The sequence below is a fragment of the Candidatus Binatus sp. genome, assembly GCF_036567905.1.
GTDB lineage: Bacteria > Desulfobacterota > Binatia > Binatales > Binataceae > Binatus.
This window is the reverse complement of sequence record NZ_DATCTO010000101.1, coordinates 19,952-37,311: the sequence shown is the minus strand read 5'-3', so window position 1 is coordinate 37,311 and position 17,360 is coordinate 19,952. Positions and strand designations below refer to the sequence as shown.

At 62.6% G+C, this 17,360-nt stretch carries 15 protein-coding genes; 10 read left to right on the top strand and 5 right to left on the bottom strand.

The window, feature by feature from the left end; all coding sequences use genetic code 11:
- Positions 1-8 precede the first annotated feature (8 nt).
- Positions 9-581 (top strand): gp53-like domain-containing protein, encoded by a 573-nt coding sequence (locus VIO10_RS15700; RefSeq protein WP_331966428.1) that lies wholly within the window; start codon positions 9-11, stop codon positions 579-581.
- A 96-nt stretch (positions 582-677) separates the two neighbouring features.
- On the top strand, positions 678-3,368 hold the full coding sequence (locus VIO10_RS15695; RefSeq protein WP_331966426.1) for a hypothetical protein: 2,691 nt from the start codon (positions 678-680) through the stop codon (positions 3,366-3,368).
- 28 nt (positions 3,369-3,396) lie between these two features.
- Here the strand turns inward: VIO10_RS15695 and VIO10_RS15690 are convergent, their stop codons facing one another.
- Positions 3,397-4,845, bottom strand: a complete 1,449-nt coding sequence (locus VIO10_RS15690; protein WP_331966424.1) for a UDP-N-acetylmuramoyl-tripeptide--D-alanyl-D-alanine ligase — start codon at positions 4,843-4,845, stop codon at positions 3,397-3,399.
- 154 nt (positions 4,846-4,999) lie between these two features.
- Here VIO10_RS15690 and purE point away from each other — a divergent pair, with 154 nt between their 5' ends.
- Positions 5,000-5,494 carry a 5-(carboxyamino)imidazole ribonucleotide mutase gene (purE, locus tag VIO10_RS15685; protein WP_331966421.1) on the top strand — a complete coding sequence of 165 codons (495 nt, stop codon included), beginning with the start codon at positions 5,000-5,002 and terminating at the stop codon, positions 5,492-5,494.
- Between the two features lie 196 nt (positions 5,495-5,690).
- Positions 5,691-6,263: a hypothetical protein gene (locus VIO10_RS15680; protein WP_331966418.1), complete on the top strand. Its 573-nt coding sequence runs from the start codon at positions 5,691-5,693 to the stop codon at positions 6,261-6,263.
- On the opposite strand, the gene VIO10_RS15675 is transcribed toward VIO10_RS15680, so the two are convergent.
- Both VIO10_RS15675 and VIO10_RS15670 read right to left on the bottom strand, forming a co-directional pair.
- Positions 6,260-6,898 carry a helix-turn-helix domain-containing protein gene (locus VIO10_RS15675; RefSeq protein ID WP_331966415.1) on the bottom strand — a complete coding sequence of 213 codons (639 nt, stop codon included), beginning with the start codon at positions 6,896-6,898 and terminating at the stop codon, positions 6,260-6,262. The two genes, VIO10_RS15680 and VIO10_RS15675, sit on opposite strands and share 4 nt — an antisense overlap.
- A 147-nt stretch (positions 6,899-7,045) precedes the next feature.
- Positions 7,046-8,782, bottom strand: coding sequence for a glycosyltransferase family 39 protein (locus VIO10_RS15670; RefSeq protein WP_331966411.1), 1,737 nt, complete (start codon positions 8,780-8,782; stop codon positions 7,046-7,048).
- A 215-nt stretch (positions 8,783-8,997) separates the two neighbouring features.
- On the opposite strand from VIO10_RS15670, the gene VIO10_RS15665 reads away from it, so the two are divergent.
- From VIO10_RS15665 to VIO10_RS15640, 6 genes are all read left to right on the top strand, one after another.
- Positions 8,998-9,966, top strand: coding sequence for a glycosyltransferase (locus tag VIO10_RS15665; protein WP_331966408.1), 969 nt, complete (start codon positions 8,998-9,000; stop codon positions 9,964-9,966).
- Positions 9,967-10,030: 64 nt separating this feature from the next.
- Positions 10,031-10,969 (top strand): formyltransferase, encoded by a 939-nt coding sequence (locus VIO10_RS15660; RefSeq protein WP_331966405.1) that lies wholly within the window; start codon positions 10,031-10,033, stop codon positions 10,967-10,969.
- A 15-nt stretch (positions 10,970-10,984) separates the two neighbouring features.
- Positions 10,985-11,956 carry an NAD-dependent epimerase/dehydratase family protein gene (locus tag VIO10_RS15655; protein ID WP_331966401.1) on the top strand — a complete coding sequence of 324 codons (972 nt, stop codon included), beginning with the start codon at positions 10,985-10,987 and terminating at the stop codon, positions 11,954-11,956.
- Between the two features lie 30 nt (positions 11,957-11,986).
- Positions 11,987-12,901 (top strand): polysaccharide deacetylase family protein, encoded by a 915-nt coding sequence (locus VIO10_RS15650; protein ID WP_331966398.1) that lies wholly within the window; start codon positions 11,987-11,989, stop codon positions 12,899-12,901.
- Positions 12,902-12,962: 61 nt separating this feature from the next.
- On the top strand, positions 12,963-14,153 hold the full coding sequence (locus tag VIO10_RS15645; RefSeq protein WP_331966395.1) for a serine hydrolase domain-containing protein: 1,191 nt from the start codon (positions 12,963-12,965) through the stop codon (positions 14,151-14,153).
- Positions 14,154-14,199: 46 nt separating this feature from the next.
- Complete coding sequence (locus VIO10_RS15640) at positions 14,200-14,379, top strand: type II toxin-antitoxin system HicB family antitoxin (RefSeq protein ID WP_331966392.1); 180 nt, start codon at positions 14,200-14,202, stop codon at positions 14,377-14,379.
- Positions 14,380-14,386: 7 nt separating this feature from the next.
- Here VIO10_RS15640 and VIO10_RS15635 read toward each other — a convergent pair whose 3' ends face one another.
- Together VIO10_RS15635 and serA are read right to left on the bottom strand one after the other, a co-directional pair.
- Complete coding sequence (locus tag VIO10_RS15635; protein ID WP_331966389.1) at positions 14,387-15,682, bottom strand: adenylosuccinate synthase; 1,296 nt, start codon at positions 15,680-15,682, stop codon at positions 14,387-14,389.
- Positions 15,683-15,762: 80 nt separating this feature from the next.
- Entirely contained in the window at positions 15,763-17,358 is a 1,596-nt protein-coding gene (serA, locus tag VIO10_RS15630) for a phosphoglycerate dehydrogenase (RefSeq protein ID WP_331966386.1), read from the bottom strand.
- Between the last annotated feature and the right edge of the window lie 2 nt (positions 17,359-17,360).

Sequence of the window (17,360 nt, the reverse complement as noted above, 5' to 3'; positions counted from 1 at the left end):
GGTAGTCAATGGCTACACTAATCGACGCAGCCGAGTTCACCTCGAATGAGGTGTATCAAATTCAAGCAACCGATCCGGTCCAAGGCGCAGCCAGCGGCGCGAGTTTCAGCGGGACAGGCATCTCCAATCAGCCGCATCAGCAACTGGCTAATCGCACCGCGTTTCTGAAGCAGCGCCAGGACGTAAATATCTCGAATATCGGCGTGTTGCAGGCCTTCCAGGCGCTGTTCACCGGGCTGATGGCGCCCAACGGCTATCTGAAGATCCCCGTCGCCGACACAAATAAGGGGCTGATCCAGTACGTCATCCAGTGGGGTCTGGTGAACTGGGGCACCAGGCAGGGCGAGGGACTCTATGGGCCTTATTCCTTCCCGATCGCTTTCCCCAACGCCTGCGAACTCTTCATGCCGGTTACGTTGACGCCGGAGTCCGTGGGTCATCCCGCGGCCGGTGATGACGTTGCGATGGTCAGCGCCAGCTACTTCCCAACCGCCTCACAGTTTTGGGTCTGGAACAACAATCCCGGTCCCGACTCGACTGATGCCTCGCAAGGCTTTTACTGGTTTGCGATCGGATTCTAGCCGCCCGTTGGCACGGGTAGCCAGTAAAACGGAATAATGAAGATGAACCTTAAAATACTGCGTTGGTGTAGCAACGGCCGCACGCGACAACGGAGCGTGGCCTTAATACTGCGCACCGTCGCAACGGTTTTAATACTGCGTGCCGCCGCAGCGGCGCAGAATCTGCCCCCGCCCGGAGCTTATCAGCCGATCCCCAACTTCACCGGCGTGGGCGCGGGATTGCAGTTCCGCGAAGCGATCAACGATCGATTTTCGGGTGTTCAGCCGATCGCGCCTTCGATAGCCAGTCCGGCCTTCGCCAATCTGCCGCCCGAGCGGGACGGGATGCTGTTGTTCTGCAAGGACTGCAGGAGCGCGACGCCGTGCGTGAGCGGCGGCAGCGGCGCATTCGCTTACGGACAGGGCGGCCAATGGAGTTGCAGCAGTGGCGGCGGCGCGGGCCCCGCCGGACCCACTGGCCCGGCGGGACCGACTGGCCCGGCGGGCGGATTCTCGACGGCGGGTTCAGGACTCACAGCCAGCGGCAGCACGATCAGCGTTGCCTCTCCGATCACGACGCCCATCTCGGCAAACGTCAACGGCGTGCTGAACGCGCAGACCTACGGCGCGATTTGCTCGGACACGACCGAGACGGCGACGACGACGGCAAGCAATGCGGTTGTCACGGTCGGCGCGATCGGAGATTTCAAGGTCGGGCAGTACGTGAAGCTCGACGCCGCAGGAGCGACGAACACGGTGGCGACGCCGGCGATTTCCAGCGTCGTGAACGATGGCTACGGCATAGCCGGGACGAACCAGCCGCCTGAGCTGGGTATCTTCGCTATTCCGGTATTCGGCAGCGTCGAAACCGCGAACGGCAACTGCGTGGTGGATGCGGGCACGGCTGCCAACCACAATACCTCATGCTCGACCACCTACGGCTACAGCGTGCAGAACGTCGGCCAGACGGGAATCGGCGCGGGGCTGAACGGGATGCGCTCGGCGGCAAGCTCAACTTCATATATCACGACGGGTCCGGCCAGCCCTTCGATCGGGAACGCGGTCCTTGTCAGCTATTCGGTTGACGCGAACACCGCCGGCACGATCATCCGGCGCTGCACGGGCGCGAGCTGCACGCCTTCGAGCATCTACGCGGTAATTCCGAATCTTCAGGGCGTTTCCGCCACGAGCGCTCAGTATCGTGACAACGGCAAGCCCTACGGGATTGACGAAGAGGCCAGCGCGAGCGCTGTGGCGGCTGACCTGAACGCTCAGATCACGAACGTCAGCGGGACCAGCGTGACGCTGTCGGTGGCTCCTTCGCAATCTGTCTCCAAGACGATGCGCCATGATAACTCGCCCGCGCTGCAACAGGCTGTGAATGCGTCGGTCCTCGCAGGCGCTATCGGCTCGAAGGTGTACCTGCCAACGTGCGCGACGCACTACGACATGTCGCAAGCGGTCAGCTTTTGGGGCCTTGTAGGGACTGGAATCACGGGGCCAGGCACGAATCCCGGCTCATACTCGAATGCCGAAATCCAGTGGGACGGTCCTCCGGGTGGCATCGTCTTCAACCTCAACAATGCAGGCGCTGATACGATTGAAAATATCGGTCTTGAGGGCACGACCGGCAGCACGCCGGGAATAATGATCGACGGCAACGGCTACGGCACCAGCTCGCCTTCAACGCAAGGACCGGGAGCACCCGCGAGCAGCGCGACTACCTGGACGACCCCGACCAAGACGAACGTGCGTCATGTCGATTGTGGAATAGTCGGGCTGTGTCTGGACTTGAGCGGCAGTACCGGCAACGACGAGAACGCGGTCGTCGATGACCTTCAATGCTCGACCAACTATGTCAGCGGCGGCAACATCTGCGTCTATTCCAACTCCCAGGAGACCTACAACGAGGCGTTCTACAACACCGGATGCAGCTACCGCGACTACTGCTTCGACTTCCCCAGAATCGGCTCGTTCGTCATGCTCAACACCAACTCTGAGAATGCGGGAATAGAGTTTGTCGGCACCAACTACATATCGAACTACGGCAAGGTGATCGGCGGCCAGGAGGAAGGCGCACAATTCTTTCAGCTTGGGATGGAACTCAATAATTCAACAATGGCCTTCTCGGACTACAGAGTTGCGGGCGGAGGCGGCCCGTGGGCTGCGATCATTGTCAACGGCGGAGAGGGAACTACCTACCAGAATATGACCATCGGCGACGCGGCACCGTCGCCAGTCACAAGCATGAACGTAGTCGGCGGGGGGAGTTTTATCAACGTCAATTTCGGCCAGCCGTTGAGCTTCCTTGGTTTTGGATCGAGCGAATATGGCGGCGGCACGTCGCCGGAGACCCCAAACACGGGAGTCGCCACCAGCCCGTACTTCATTCCGATCACAAGCACCAACGGGTCTTCGATTCCGAACTTCACCTGTATCCATTGTGGCGTGTACGCGCAGACGGTGCCGGGAGTTGTCTCGAACGAGCCGAATCAATCGACGGTGTTTAATGCGGCGCCATCGGCGACGACGATTACCGGCGCGGCGGGAACCGCGGTCTGCTCGCAATCGATGCAGGGCACGCTCAAGACGGCGACCTGCTACCTGAACGCCTACGATGAGACCGGCACCGCGCAGACGTTCACGTTCCCGACGGCGTTCTCGACCTATCCGACGCTCATGGAAGGCGGCTCGGGCGGTAATTCCTGCGGCACGTATAATCCGAGCACGACGGCCAGCACGCTGACGCTGCCGGCCAACGCCTCGATGACGGCGGAAACCTGCACCATCACGGCGATAGGACAGTAATCATGCTGACGCCCACGCACCCTTAGCGTCAACCGAGCCTCTCGATAACACGTTCCATTGCGATTCCGCGCGAACCCTTGACCAGCAACACATCGCCGGGCCGGATCAATCCGGCAATTATTCTCGCCGCGGCGATACTGTCGGGCGCGGCGAGGATATCGGTGGTATCCGCATCGCGGGATACGATCGCGCGCGCGGAGTTCATCTCAGGGCCGACGGCGACGAATGCGGCTGGATGCGAGAGCATCGCGTCGCGTATCGCCTCCTGATGCGCGGCGGCTGACAGCTCGCCCAGCTCGAGCATGTCACCCAGTGCGATCACGAGACGGGCGCCGAGACCGTCGGCTGCCTCGCGCGCGGCCGCGAGCGCGGCCCGGATCGAGCGAGGGTTCGAGTTGTAAGTGTCGTCGATCACAAAGATGCCGTGAATCGAGGTGTTGGCGAGCCGGCCGGCGACCGGCTTGACCACCGCGAGCGCATCGGCGATCGCGGCAAGCTCGCGCGATTCAAGCGGCAGCGGGTGCATCGCGGCGACCCCGGCGATCGCGGCGGCACAGTTGAGAGCAGCGGCCTCGCCCAGAAGCGCGATTTCAGTTTCGACGAAAGGTTCGACTCCCGCGGCGAGCATCGCGCGCGCGATTTCGACGCGGATGCGCGAGCGGACGCCCACGCTTCGACTGACGAGCCGCACGTGGGCGTCGGGCGATTTGCCAAAGGTGATTCGCCTCAGATGTTTCGGAATCCGCGCCAGGACCATCGGTTCGTCGGCGGATGCGACCGCATAGCGCCTGGCAGTCGAGAACAGCGCGGCTTCCTCGTTGGCGATATCGTCGAGCGTGCCGAGACCTTCGCTGTGCTCGAGATCGACGTTGAGAACCATTGCGACGTCCGGCTCGACGATTCGCGCCAGTTTTGGAATCTCGCCGCGCGTGTTGGTGCCACATTCGAGTACGGCAGCTCGATGCTCGCTGGTGAGCGTGAAAATCGTCATAGGCACGCCGATCAGATTGTTCAGATTACCCGGGGTTGAAAGCGTGGATCCGAACAGCGCGCGAGCGGCGGCGGCGGTGAGTTCTTTGGTGGTGGTCTTGCCGACTGCTCCACCGATTGCGATCAGCCCAAGCGGGCGGGCCGCGCGCGTGCGCATGAGATGGCGGCGCGCGAGCCGGCCCAGCGCCGCGAGAGTATCGGCGACCTCGATGCAATCGAGAGCAGGATGACGGCGGTCGGTCGCGACGATCGCGGCTGCGGCGCCCCGCGCGGCGGCTTGTGGCAGGTAGTCATGGCCGTCGGAGGCCGCGCCACGCAGTGCGACGAACATCGCTCCCGCCGCGATCGAGCGTGTATCTATGCTGACGCCGCGGACGCCGCCGCCGGCCGGGACAGTCGAAGTGGCGCGGACGAGAGTACCGCCGGTGGCCTCGACAACTTCGGCGAGCGTGAACTCGCACTGATTGCTGGGAATCGGCGTCGCCATCGCCAGTACATTGTGCCGAATTATCCAGGGCGCTCATACCCGCCGCGACTTGACATGCCGGCGGGCTGGAATCAGCCTTCAGATTCCAACAGTGCTGCGTCCCTTATCTCGATTGTGAGATGATGCATGCATAGGGAAAGAACGAGGAACCACGATGGCGGACAGCAGGGCGCCGATTGTCGGCGTGATCATGGGTAGCAAGAGCGACTGGGAATATATGTCGGCCGCGGCCGAGGTTATGGACGAACTTCAAGTGTCGCATGAAGTTCGGATCATGTCCGCGCATCGCACGCCCGACATTACTTTGGAATATGCCGCCAATGCGGCGGCCCGCGGCCTGCGCGCGATAATCGCCGGCGCCGGCGGCGCGGCGCATCTTGCCGGCCTGCTCGCATCGAAGACGATAATCCCGGTTATCGGCGTGCCGATGCCGACGACGTCGCTCAACGGAATCGATTCGCTGCTGTCGATCGTGCAAATGCCCAAGGGGGTGCCGGTGGCGACGATGGCGATCGGCAAAGCCGGTGCGGCGAATGCGGCTCTGCTCGCGGCGCAGATAATCGCGCTGGGCGACGCGAAGCTGCGCGAACGGCTGGTAAAATGGCGGGCTGCGCGGGCGCAGGAATTGTTGCAGCAGAAGCTTCCCTAGCAGGAGAGCTTTTGCATAACGTGATCGAGGCTTTTGTTTCCTCTCCCTGCAAGCGAGAGGATGAAGGTGAGGGTCCTTGTACAGCGCGCCCTGTTTTCCTTTCTTAATACTGGCCTCCCGTGCCAACAGACGAACGATCGCCGCGATAGCCATTGTAGTAGCCATTTGCGGATTTGCGCACGCAGCCGACATCAAAATGGCGGGCAAACTGGTGGTGCCCGCAAACGCCGGCGTGGTTGCGATTTGCACCGATCCCGCTGTGCAGAACGTGCTGAACGAAGATCTGAGAGCGGCGCGCCGTGGTCTTGCGTCCGATCCGGAAAATTCGGTGACGCTCACCGTGACGGTGAGTCAGCAACTGCTTGCACCGGGAGTGTCATTGAATCAGATGTTCCCGGGCGATCCTTCGATGGTCGAATTGCTCAAGGCGGCCGGCGCGAATCCGCCGCCGCTGGGCGACACCGGCGATCAACCGATCGATCCGTTCGCACAGGAGGCTCGCCGCCAGTCGTTGTATCCCGACGATACGGCTACGGAACAGTTCAAAGCCTACCAGGCGGGTCAGCAGGCGTTGCAGGGCATCAACCCGCCGAACCCGTATGGCAATATCCCGAAGAACCAGATTTACGACACGGTGATCGTCGCACGCGCGTCGCTGGAGGGCGCAGCCGATGAGCTAAAGGTGGTCGCGGTCGTGCACTCAGGCGACGACGCGCGACGTGCCAAGGAGCTCGTCGCGGAAGAGATCGCCAACGCCGTGCTGCACTAGCGCCTGTTACTAATCGGTGGCGCCGCGGGCGCGGCGACCGAGGATGCGGCGGCCGGCAGAGAAGGTGGCGCGGCCCCTTCGGGATTCGTGACGATGGTCGCGGGCGGCAGAGTTTCGTTCGGCGCTTGGGCATTAGGCTCCGCCGCTGGCGCCATCGCAGCCGGCGAAGCGACCGGGGCCGGAGTGGATGCTTCATGCTCCACAAACCGGCGCCACGCGAAATCTGCCATCAAGACGAGCACCGCGGCGATCAGCACGAAGAAGGCGATTCGGCTGGCGCCGCCGGAGCGCTTCGTGACCATCGTTATCTCTTGCGAGATTCGCACCACGTTGGCCTCGGCATGCTGAACCTCGCTGACGAAACGGGAGGCGACTTCCTCGGCGTCCAGACCCAGGAACGTTGCGTAGCGGCGAAGAAACGGCACGAGGTAGAGCCGATCCGAAATCAGATCGTAGTTGTCGGTCTCGATCATTTTGATGTAATGCGCCGGCAAATGAGCCTCGCTGGCGACTTGCTCGCGAGTCATGCCTTTGCGTTCGCGGGTTTCCGTGATCAAGTGGCCGAGCGAAGGTTTGGACTCGGCGCCGTCGGCTCCGATTTCCGCAGCCTGAAGTTTGGATTTCTTGTCAGCCACCTGTGATCAGTCTCTCCCCGGCAAATCGTTTACGGCCAAAATTGTGACTTTTCACTTTTCACCTTTCACTGGAAACGGCCGCAAGAAAGCTACAGCGAGAAAGCTACAGTCCAATGAGCCCGAATCCAAGTACCTTGATTCCGGCATTTACGGATTTTTGGTTTCGGATTTGAGACAATCGGCTGCGCCCGGCGGCGGCGCCAGCGCGCCATTGTAGAGCGCGAGCTTTTTCCCCTCGCATCCGATCACTGCCGGCGCGGGCTTCAGCGAGTCTGCAAGCGCATTGCGGTCGCGATCGTTCACGATCAGAACCATGCACGCGCCCGACGACCAGAGCTGGCGCAGGCGCGCGTCGGAGCCGATAAGGAACGGCGACTTGCCCTTCGATGCGGAAGAAAATTCCGAAAGCTCGCCCCAATACTCGACCCGGACCTCGCGCCGGCGCGTATAGAACGGGAGCGATTGGACGTAATGGCGGTATGAGGCAAGCGTACAGTCTCCCGCAAGGTAGGGCTGAACCGCCCTTGCCAGGTTGCGATAGGTGTAAATCGAAGACGCGTCTTCGCGCGCGCGCGCGGCCAGCGCCGCCGCCGCCAGCATCGCCAGCGCTATCGCGCCGATCGCGTACCCAACGCGCGACGACGCGCGCCCGAGCGAGTACATCGCAATCGCGCCGGCGGCCACCGCGGCGCCAATCAGCAATCCGTCCACGCCAAGCTCGGGATGTATCGGCGCCAGTACGAGTTCGGAAAATACGAAAAAAACTGCCGCGATCGCCAGGTTTGCGATAGCAACGACGCCGAGAAGACGGCGGCGGCTCGCGGCGCCGAGCGCGGGCATGCGCGCGAGGCCGTATCCCGCAACGATCGCGAGCGGCGCAAGTGCGGGCAGAATATAGCTGCCGAGCTTGGAGCGGGGGATCGAGAAGAACACCAAGATCACGACGAACCAGATGGCCAGTAAGCGCGCGGCTGCGCGCCGGCCGGATGGGTCCTCGGCGCTCTCGGGCAAGCCGCCGCCCGCGCGCATCGCGGACCATCCAAGCGGGACGAAAAAAATCCAGGGCCACGTTCCTCCTATAACGATCGGGATGAAGAACCACGGGCCCCATCCGTGTTCGCTCGATGCGACGTAGCGCTCGAGATGTTCGTGGACGATGAAGTAGTGCATGAAGCCGGGATTTCGGGCCTCGGCCAGCACGAACCAGGGAACGACGATTGCCGCGAAGATGACGACGCACCAGACAAGCGGCATCTGCGCGACCTGCCGCAGCCGCCGCTCACTTGCCAGCCACGCCAGAGCGATCGCGCCGCCCAGCAGCAATGCGACGGGTCCCTTGGCGAGACTGCCAAGGGCGAGCATCGCGGCGGAAATCAACAGCCACCTGCGAGCCTGCGGCCGCGAGAACGAATCGCCACGCGCCGCGGCGTAAAAGGCGCCCAGCGCCGCGGCAAGAAAAAACGCCAGCGCGGGATCGAGCGTCGCGAATCGCGCAAAGCCGAAAAATAGCGGACTCAGCGCGAGCACGAGTGCCGCGAAGAATCCCGCCGCAGCACCGAGCATCGCCTCGGCCAACGCGGCCGTGACAACGACCTGGCCGATGCTAAAGAGCGCCGCGGGCAATCGCACCGCGAATTCATTGACCCCGAAAATTTGAATTGCGGCGGCCTCGGCCCAATAGACCAGCGGAGGTTTTTCGAAATATAGCTCGAAGTCGTCACGCGGCGTGACGTAGTCGCCCGAGATAACCATCTCGCGCGCGATTTCGGCGTAGCGGCCCTCGTCGGGCTCCCAAAGCGCGGGCCTGCCCAGACCGGGGAGATAGAGAATCGCCGCGAGGATAGCGTAGATGGCCAGGCGCAGCGGTCGGTTGGCGGCGAGCATCGTCGATGCAGTCTCGCGAGGCGATCGGGCGCGGTCAACCGGGGCGGGCCGGCGCTATCTTTAATTCTCCGAGGCTGTCTGCAACAATCACTTTACGCGACGGCGGTTTCGCATGGATTGACCGGCGGTCAGGTCGCGCACGTTCTTTGAGCTTCCCGGGCAAAATATCACCGATTCGAGGCGCTTCGGCCGTATCGCGAGCGGCGAGCGGATTGGTGTCGGTGGTTGTGCCGGTGTTCAACGAATCCGCGAACCTTAAGTCGCTTTGGTCGCGCCTCAAGCCGGTTCTCGAAGGTCTGGGCCGTCCATGGGAGGCGGTTTTTATCGATGACGGCTCGCACGACGATTCTCTCGGCATCCTTCGTGAAATTGCGGCGGGCGAAGAGGGCCGCGTGCGGGTCGTCGAGTTGGCGCGCAATTTCGGACAGCATTCGGCGATCCTCGCGGGCTTCCGGCAATCGCGCGGCGAGATAGTCGTCACGCTCGACGCGGACCTGCAAAATCCCCCGGAGGAAATTCCGCGGTTGATTGCGGCGATCGATGAAGGCAACGACGTGGTGGGCGGATGGCGCGAGGAACGTCACGATCAGGCGTATCGGCGCTACGCGTCACGCCTGCACAACCGCCTGACGTCGCTGATCGTCGGCGTACCGATGCACGATTACGGATGCATGCTGCGTGCGTACCGGCGGCACATCGTCGATACCGTGGTCGAGTGCGACGAGAAGGCGGCGTTCGTTCCCGCGCTGGCCAACACGTTCGCCAAGCGAGTCGCGGAAATCCCGGTCGGCCACGACGATCGCGCCGGTGGCAAGTCGAAGTACAATCTCTGGGGGCTGGCGAAACTCAGTCTCAACCTGATTACCGGATTTTCTCTGGTTCCGATCCAGATGCTGAGCATGACCGGGATAGGGATTTCGGTGCTGGCCGTAATGATGGCGATGGTGCTGGTTGCGCATCGGCTGATCTACGGCCCGCAAGAAGAGGGCGCACTGTGGACGCTGTTCGCGATCCTGTTCTTTTTCGTCGGGATGATATTCCTGGCGCTCGGACTTATCGGCGAATACGCCGGGCGTATCTATGTAGAAGTGCGCCACCGCCCCACTTACATCGTGCGAGCGGTGCATGGAGGCGAAGGCCAGCCGGTTGATTCCCAAGTTGGGCCGGCGCCGGACCGCAACTGACGGCGAAGCCGGCCAGCGATCAACCGTGGAGTCCAACCGCTCGAGCGCCGCATCTGGCGCGACTGTGAAATCCGCCGTCTGCGTGCTGTTCGCGTACCATGAGATGGGTTACGCGTGCATGGAGGCGTTGCTGAAAATGGGCGCGCCGATCGCCGCGCTGTTCACTCATTGCGACGATTCGCATGAAGAGATTTGGTGGCGATCGTGCGCGGAACTGGCCGCACAGCACGGCGTCCCGGTGCACACCGATGACGGCGCCGGCTCAGGGTCGGCGGCCGGGATCGGCGCATTGAAGCCGGCGGTAATTTATTCCTTCTACTACCGCCATCTGATTCCCGAGAGCGTGCTCGCGGTTGCGCCGCTGGGCGCCTTCAATCTGCACGGGTCATTGCTGCCGGCGTATCGCGGTCGCGCGCCGGTGAACTGGATGCTGGTGAATGGAGAACGCGAGGCGGGCGTCACGTTGCATCAGATGGTTGCGCGCGCCGACGCCGGAGATATCGTCGGGCAGCGTGCGGTTGCGATCGACGACAGCGACAACGCGCTGACGCTATATCGCAAGCTGGTGCCGCTGGGCGTCGAGCTGATAACCGAGCTGCATCCAAAGATCGTCGCCGGCACTGCGCCGCGGCGAAAAATGGATATCTCGAAGGGTAGTTACTTCGGGCGCAGAAAGCCGCAGGACGGACGGATAGACTGGCGATGGCCGGCCCGAAGGATCTTCAATCTCGTCCGCGCCGTGACGCATCCGTACCCCGGCGCGTTCTGTTTCGTCGGCGGGCGAAAGCTGCTGGTATGGGAAGCGAAAATTGGCGCAGAAAACGCAGTGCTCGGGGAGCCCGGGCGGGTCGTGCGCGAAACGGCGGACGGCGCGCTTGAAATCGCGGCCGGCGAGGGCAGCGTAATCCTGAAAATTGCGCAGTTCGAGGGTGGCGCCGAAGGCGCTGCCCGCGAGGCTCTTTCCGAGGCCGGGCGCGTCAAAGATAATATTCTATTCGATTAGTCTCTTGGAGGTCACATGCGGGTTCTGATCACCGGCGGCGCCGGATTTCTCGGGTCACATCTTTCGGATGCGTTCATTGCGCGAGGCGACGAGGTCTTTGTGCTCGACACCGGCTCGATCGCCAAGGTGCGTCACCTGCTGGACAACTCGCGCTTTCATTACGTGCACGATTCAGTCTTCAACCTCGAGTTGATCGACAGCCTGGTCTCGAAGGTCGATCTTATTTACCATCTCGCGGCCGTCGTCGGCGTCGAGCACTACGTCGCCGATCCCTACGAAACGCTCAACGTAAACGTAAACGGCACGCAGAACGTGCTGAAGGCCGCCTACAAGCATAACAAGCGGGTCGCGTTCAGCTCGACCTCCGAGGTGTACGGCCGCAACCCCAAGGTGCCGTGGCGCGAGGACGACGATCGCGTGCTCGGGGCCACCAGCATCGATCGCTGGTGCTACTCGACGTCGAAGGCCGTCGGCGAGCATTTCTGTTTCGCGTATCACAAGCTCGGCCTGCCGGTTACGATCATGCGCTATTTCAACGTGTACGGTCCGCGGCTGGACAAGGTTGATGTGGGCCGGCTGTTTACGATCTTCATGGGTCAACTGCTGCGCGGCGCGGACTTGACCGTGGTTGGCGACGGATTGCAGACGCGATGCTTCACCTACGTAACCGATGCGATCGAGGCAACCGTGCAGGCGGGAGTGAATCCCGCGGCGGATGGGCAGGCGATTAACATCGGCGTCGATGTCGAGACGACGGTGCTCGAGTTCGCCAAACTGATGCTCGAGTTGTTTGGGCCAACGAAAACGAAATCGAAGATCAAGTTCGTGACCCAGGAGGAAGTGTACGGCAACAGCTACGAGGACATCCCTCGCCGCGTTCCGGACAATACCAAGATGCGCACGTTGCTGGGGGTCACGCCGAAGGTGAACCTGCGCGATGGCGTGAAAATCTCGATGGACTGGTTCCGCAAAGAGATGAGTTCTTAGGCGCGGGCCGCGTCCGCGCAGTCGCTACATTTGGAAGTCGCGTTAAAGATCGACGTCGATACCCATCAGGGCCTCGAACTGGGCGTGCCGCGGCTGGCCTCGATGCTCGCCAGCGAGGGCGTCGCCGCGAGCTTTTATATCGCGATGGGCCCGGACAACTCGGGGCGCGCAATCCTGCGGGTGTTTCGAAATCGCGGGTTCCTGTCGAAGATGTTCCGCACCAGCGCCGTCTCGATGTACGGCGCGCGTACGATTCTTTCGGGGACGATTCTGCCGTCGCGGCCGATCGCGCTGTCGTTCCCCGGGATTATCCGCGACCTGAAGGCGCATGGCTTCGAGATCGGCGTGCATGGCTACGATCACGTGCGATGGCAGGATCAGCTCGATAAAATCGGCGAGTCCGGAATACGCAACGAACTGGGCGACGCGTTTGAGGCATACCGCGCGATCCTTGGTGAAGCGCCGCGCAGTTTCGCCGCGCCCGGATGGCGCACCAACGATGCGGCGCTGGTCGCGCTGGACGCGATGGCGCTCGACTATCGCAGCGACACGCGAGGAATCGCGCCGTACCGGTGCATCGTCCAGGGGCGGGTGCTCGCGACGCCGGAAATCCCGACCACCTTGCCGACCCTCGACGAGGTAATGGGACGGCGAGAATTGCCCGATGACGGCGCGGTGCGCGATTTCTTTCTCACGCTGTGCAAGCCCGATGCGCTCAACGTGCACACCATTCACGCCGAGACCGAAGGGATGGGACAGCTCGAGGGCTTCACCGCCCTGGTCCGCGGGCTGAAGCAGCGGGGCGCGAAGTTCGTGCAACTGCGCGAGGTCGCGGCGCGGCTGAATCGCGCGGAATTGCCGGTATGCGAAGTCATTCGGACGACGCTGCCGGGCAGGGCCGGGTGGATATCGTCGCAAGCTCCGGTGCGGATCGCTTCCGAATGACGAATCGGCGGCGGCGTGTTATATCCCGAAGACTGGAATTCAAACGCAAGGAGTGCCCGCGATGCCCGCGCAAAGTCATTTTGCTGACAGTCCACGCGAAGTCGGCCTCGATCCTGAAAAAGTCGAAGCCCTTTTCAATCGTGCCGAACGCGAAGTCAAGGATGGCTTGCTGCCATCGACCCAAATCGCGATCGCCCGCAACGGGAAAATCGGCGCGATGCGCACGGTCGGACGCGCAGTCCAGGGTGGAAGCGAAAAGCCGGCAACCAACGACACGCTCTACACGATCTTCTCGTGCACCAAGGCGATCATGTCGGCGGCGTCGTGGATTCTGATCGGCGAAGGCAAACTGAATCCGGGCGAGCGCGTCGCGGAGATCGTCCCCGAGTTCGGCACCAATGGTAAGGACACGATGACCGTCGAGCAGGTTCTGCTCCACGTGGGAGGATTTCCCAACGCGCCGTATCCGCAGAACGAGTGGCTGGACAGGAGCAAGCGGCTCGAGCGATTCGCCAAGTGGCGGCTGGAATGGCCGGTGGGCAGCAAATTCGAATACCATCCGACCTCGGGCTTCTGGGTAATCGCGGAGATAATCGAGCGCCGCACGGGCAAGGACTTCCGCCAGTTTGTGCATGAGCGGATTGCAACGCCGCTCGGACTGCCGGAGCTGCGGGTTGGATTGCCGCGCGAGTATCATCACCGGGTTGCGCAGCTTTGCTACGTCGGAGAGGCCCTGTCCGACGAGGAACGGAAGAAGCTCGGCCTGCCCGCGATGCCGGAAACCGAAGTTACCGAGGAGGCGGTCCTCGGCTTCAACCGGCCCAATGTGATGGAAGCCGGCGTGCCGGGCGGCGGCGGAATTATGACGGCGGGCGACCTGGCGCTGTTCTACCAGGGCTTGCTGCATAATCGCGGCGCCAACGGTGCGCTGATCATCAAGCCTGAAGCGCTCAAGGACGCGTTGCGCGTGCGCTCGGGCGATTACAAGGATCCGATTTTCGGCGTCAAGTGCAACCGCGCGCTGGGAGTTGTCGTGGCCGGAGGCGACGGGCTGGCGAACTATCGCGGCTTCGGCAAGACCAACTCGGCGCTGGCATTCGGACACGGTGGCGCGGGCGGACAGATCGGATGGGCCGATCCGGCGACGGGAATTTCGATCGGGTACACAACCAACGGGTTCGATCGCAATGACCTGAGGCAGGGACGCCGCGGTGTCGCGCTCTCGAGCCTCGCGGCGGTTTGCGCAGGGTAGGGGGCACGCAGATTGGTTGCCGGATTCCATGTGCTAGAGTGAAATCATGAAGTTTCTGGTGACGCTCGAACGCGATGAAGCCGGCTTTGTCGTCGTGGAGTGCCCGGCTCTTCCGGGATGCCTGTCCCAAGGCCGGACCGAAGCCGAAGCTCTCGCGAACATCCGAGAAGCGATAGAAGCGAGCTTGGCGACCAGGCGGGAATTCGCCGAGCTGTTGAACCGCTAGCAACGACCTAGTCGGCGAAGGGGTTGCGCACCACGATGGTCGCTTCGCGCTCCTTGCCGACGCCGATCATCGCAATCGGCACACCAACCAGCGCGCTGATTCGTTCGACGTAGCGGCGCACGCCCGCGGGCAATTCGGCAAGCCGGCGCGCGCCCGCCGGGCTCTCGCTCCATCCCGGCATCTCTTCGAAGATCGGCTTGGCGTTGATCAGCATCCGATGCGACGGCGGCATGTCGTCGTAGCGTTTCCCCTTGACGATGTAGCCGACGCAAATTCTGACCGGATCGATCCCGGTCAAAACGTCGAGCTTGGTAAGCGCGAGCGCCCACATCCCATTGACGCGAGCGGTGTAACGGGCCAGCACGGCGTCGAACCATCCGATCCGCCTGGGACGCCCGGTGGCGCTGCCGAACTCATCGCCTTCTTCGCGCAGCGAATCGGCGAGATAGCCGGTGAACTCGCTCGGAAAGGGTCCCGCCCCGACTCGTGTCGTATATCCCTTGCTGATGCCGAGCACCGCTTCGAGATTGCCCGGCCCGATGCCGGTGCCGCTGAAGACTGCGCTGGCGACGCAATTCGACGAGGTCACGTACGGATAGGTGCCGTGATCGATGTCGAGCATCGTGCCGTGGGCGCCCTCGAAGAGGACGCGCTTGCCGGAATCGATCGCCTCGCTCACGAACGCGCCGGTGTCGCACAGATGCGGGAGCAGCCGGCGGCGCGCTTTTTTCATCGCGTCGATGGTTTCGTCGGCCTTGATCGGCTTGGCCTTGAGCATTGCTTTCAGGTACGCGTTCTTCTCGACGATATTGCGGCGGAGTTTCTCCGCGAAAAATTTGAAATCGAGCAGATCTTCGAAGCGCAATCCCACCCGAGCCATCTTGTCTTCGTACGCCGGGCCGATTCCGAATCCGGTCGTGCCGATCGCGCGCTTGCCCAGGCGCGCCTCGCGAGCGAGATCGATCGCGAGATGATACGGCATCACCATGTGCGCTTCGTAACTGATCTTGAGCAAACTATCGTCGGCGAGATGGCCGCTGCGCTTGAGGTCTGCCATTTCGCCGAGCAATGCCAGCGGATTGACGACCAGGCCGTTGCCGATTACGCAAGCCTTGCCGGGATGGAGCGCGCCGGCGGGCACCAGCCGCAGCACAAATTTCTTGCCGCCGACCACCAGCGTGTGAGCCGCGTTGTTTCCGCCCTGGAAGCGGACGACCACATCGGCGTCGGCCGCGAGCATATCGACGATTTTGCCCTTGCCCTCGTCCCCCCACTGCGTGCCGACCACGGCCACTGTCTTCATGTCTTTTCCCCGGCCGGCGTCATTTTCGCCGGCCTGCGCGCGCACCTGTCGGGCTGAAATGTCCCGCGCGCAAAATAAATTCAGAGCTTGAGCAGCGACGCCGCTGTAATTGCGGGCAGGGTCTTGAGCCGATCGAGGACGGCGCCCGGCACGGGTTCATCCACCGCGAAAATGCTGAGCGCGGTTCCACCCACGCGATCGCGGCCAAGCTCCAGTCCGCCAATATTTATTCCCGCCTGCCCGAGCATCGTGCCCACCGCGCCGACCACTCCGGGAACGTCGCGATTATGCAGCATGAGAAAGTAGCCCTCGGGCACCGCCTCGACGCGGTAGCCGTCGATCCCGGTCAGGCGCAGCACGCGATTTCCGAGCACGGCGCCGGAGACTTCGTGCTCACCGGCGCCGGTACGAACCGTGAGCGTCAGGGTGTTGACGTAATCAGTGACTTCGCGCGAGCGTGTTTCGATAATCCTGATTCCGCGTTCGCGAGCGATAAACGGCGCGTTGACGTAATTCAAATCCTCGTCGAGGAAGCCGCTCATCAATCCCTTTAGAACCGCGGCGGTGATCGCGTCGGGCTTGAGATTCGCGGCTTCACCGCCAAACGCCAGCGTCAGCTCGGTGGGCGCGTCGGTGATCAGTTGCGCGGCAAGTCTGCCCAGTTTTTCGCCAAGCCTTAGATGAGGCCCCAGTATTTCGAGTTCCTTGGTGGATAGCGCCGGGATGTTAACCGCCTGCCGAATGGTGCCTTCGATCAGGAAGTCGGCCACTTGATGCGCGATATCGACCGAGACCTGGACCTGCGCCTCGTCGGTGGCGGCGCCGAGGTGCGGCGTTGCGATCACGTTGTCGAACTGGAGCAGCGGATGGTTGGCGGGAGGTGGTTCCTCGACGAACACGTCCAGCGCGGCGCCCGCGACCTTGCCGGATTTCAGCGCCTCGGCGAGCGCGCCTTCATCGACGATACCACCGCGGGCGCAGTTGATTATTCGCACGCCCTTCTTCATCTTTGCGAATGCCGCCGCGCCCACCAGGCCCCTCGTATCGTCGGTCAGGGGGGTGTGGACGGTGATGAAGTCGGCGCTCGCAAAAAGCTCATCGAGGCTGACAAGCGCAACGCCGATGCGCGCGGCAGCCTCAGCCGTCAGGATCGGATCATAGCCGATCACTTTCATCTTGAGCCCAAGAGCGCGGTCGGCGACGATCCGGCCGATGTTACCGAGGCCGACCACGCCCAGCGTTTTGTTGCATATCTCGGCGCCGGTGAATTTGCCGCGCTCCCATTTGCCGGCTCGGATCGAGGCGTTGGCGGCTGGAATATGCCGAGCCAGCGCCATCATCATGGTGATCGCGTGCTCCGCGGTCGTGACGCTGTTGCCGGTCGGGCTGTTCATCACGACGATTCCGCGGCGCGTTGCCGCTTCGATATCGACGTTGTCGACCCCAACGCCCGCGCGCCCGATCACTTTGAGCGACGTGGCGGCATCGATTACTTCGCGGGTGACGCGGGTGCCGCTGCGAATCAGCAGCGCGTCGTAGGGCGCGATTATTTTCGCCAACTCCGCGGGCTTGAGGCCGGTCTTGATGTCGAACTGTAGCTGCGGAAAGCGCTTGAGGACCTCGATCCCCTGCGCCGCAAGCGAGTCGCTTAAAAGGACACGGAAAGTTTCCGCCATGT

Coding starts and splice junctions, on each gene's coding strand:
- VIO10_RS15700 (WP_331966428.1), top strand. CDS start 9: ATGGCTACACTAATCGACGCAGCCGAGTTCACCTCGAATGAGGTGTAT.
- VIO10_RS15690 (WP_331966424.1), bottom strand. CDS start 4,845: ATGGCGACGCCGATTCCCAGCAATCAGTGCGAGTTCACGCTCGCCGAA.
- purE (WP_331966421.1), top strand. CDS start 5,000: ATGGCGGACAGCAGGGCGCCGATTGTCGGCGTGATCATGGGTAGCAAG.
- VIO10_RS15680 (WP_331966418.1), top strand. CDS start 5,691: ATGGCGGGCAAACTGGTGGTGCCCGCAAACGCCGGCGTGGTTGCGATT.
- VIO10_RS15670 (WP_331966411.1), bottom strand. CDS start 8,782: ATGCTCGCCGCCAACCGACCGCTGCGCCTGGCCATCTACGCTATCCTC.
- VIO10_RS15655 (WP_331966401.1), top strand. CDS start 10,985: ATGCGGGTTCTGATCACCGGCGGCGCCGGATTTCTCGGGTCACATCTT.
- VIO10_RS15645 (WP_331966395.1), top strand. CDS start 12,963: ATGCCCGCGCAAAGTCATTTTGCTGACAGTCCACGCGAAGTCGGCCTC.
- VIO10_RS15640 (WP_331966392.1), top strand. CDS start 14,200: ATGAAGTTTCTGGTGACGCTCGAACGCGATGAAGCCGGCTTTGTCGTC.
- VIO10_RS15635 (WP_331966389.1), bottom strand. CDS start 15,682: ATGAAGACAGTGGCCGTGGTCGGCACGCAGTGGGGGGACGAGGGCAAG.
- serA (WP_331966386.1), bottom strand. CDS start 17,358: ATGGCGGAAACTTTCCGTGTCCTTTTAAGCGACTCGCTTGCGGCGCAG.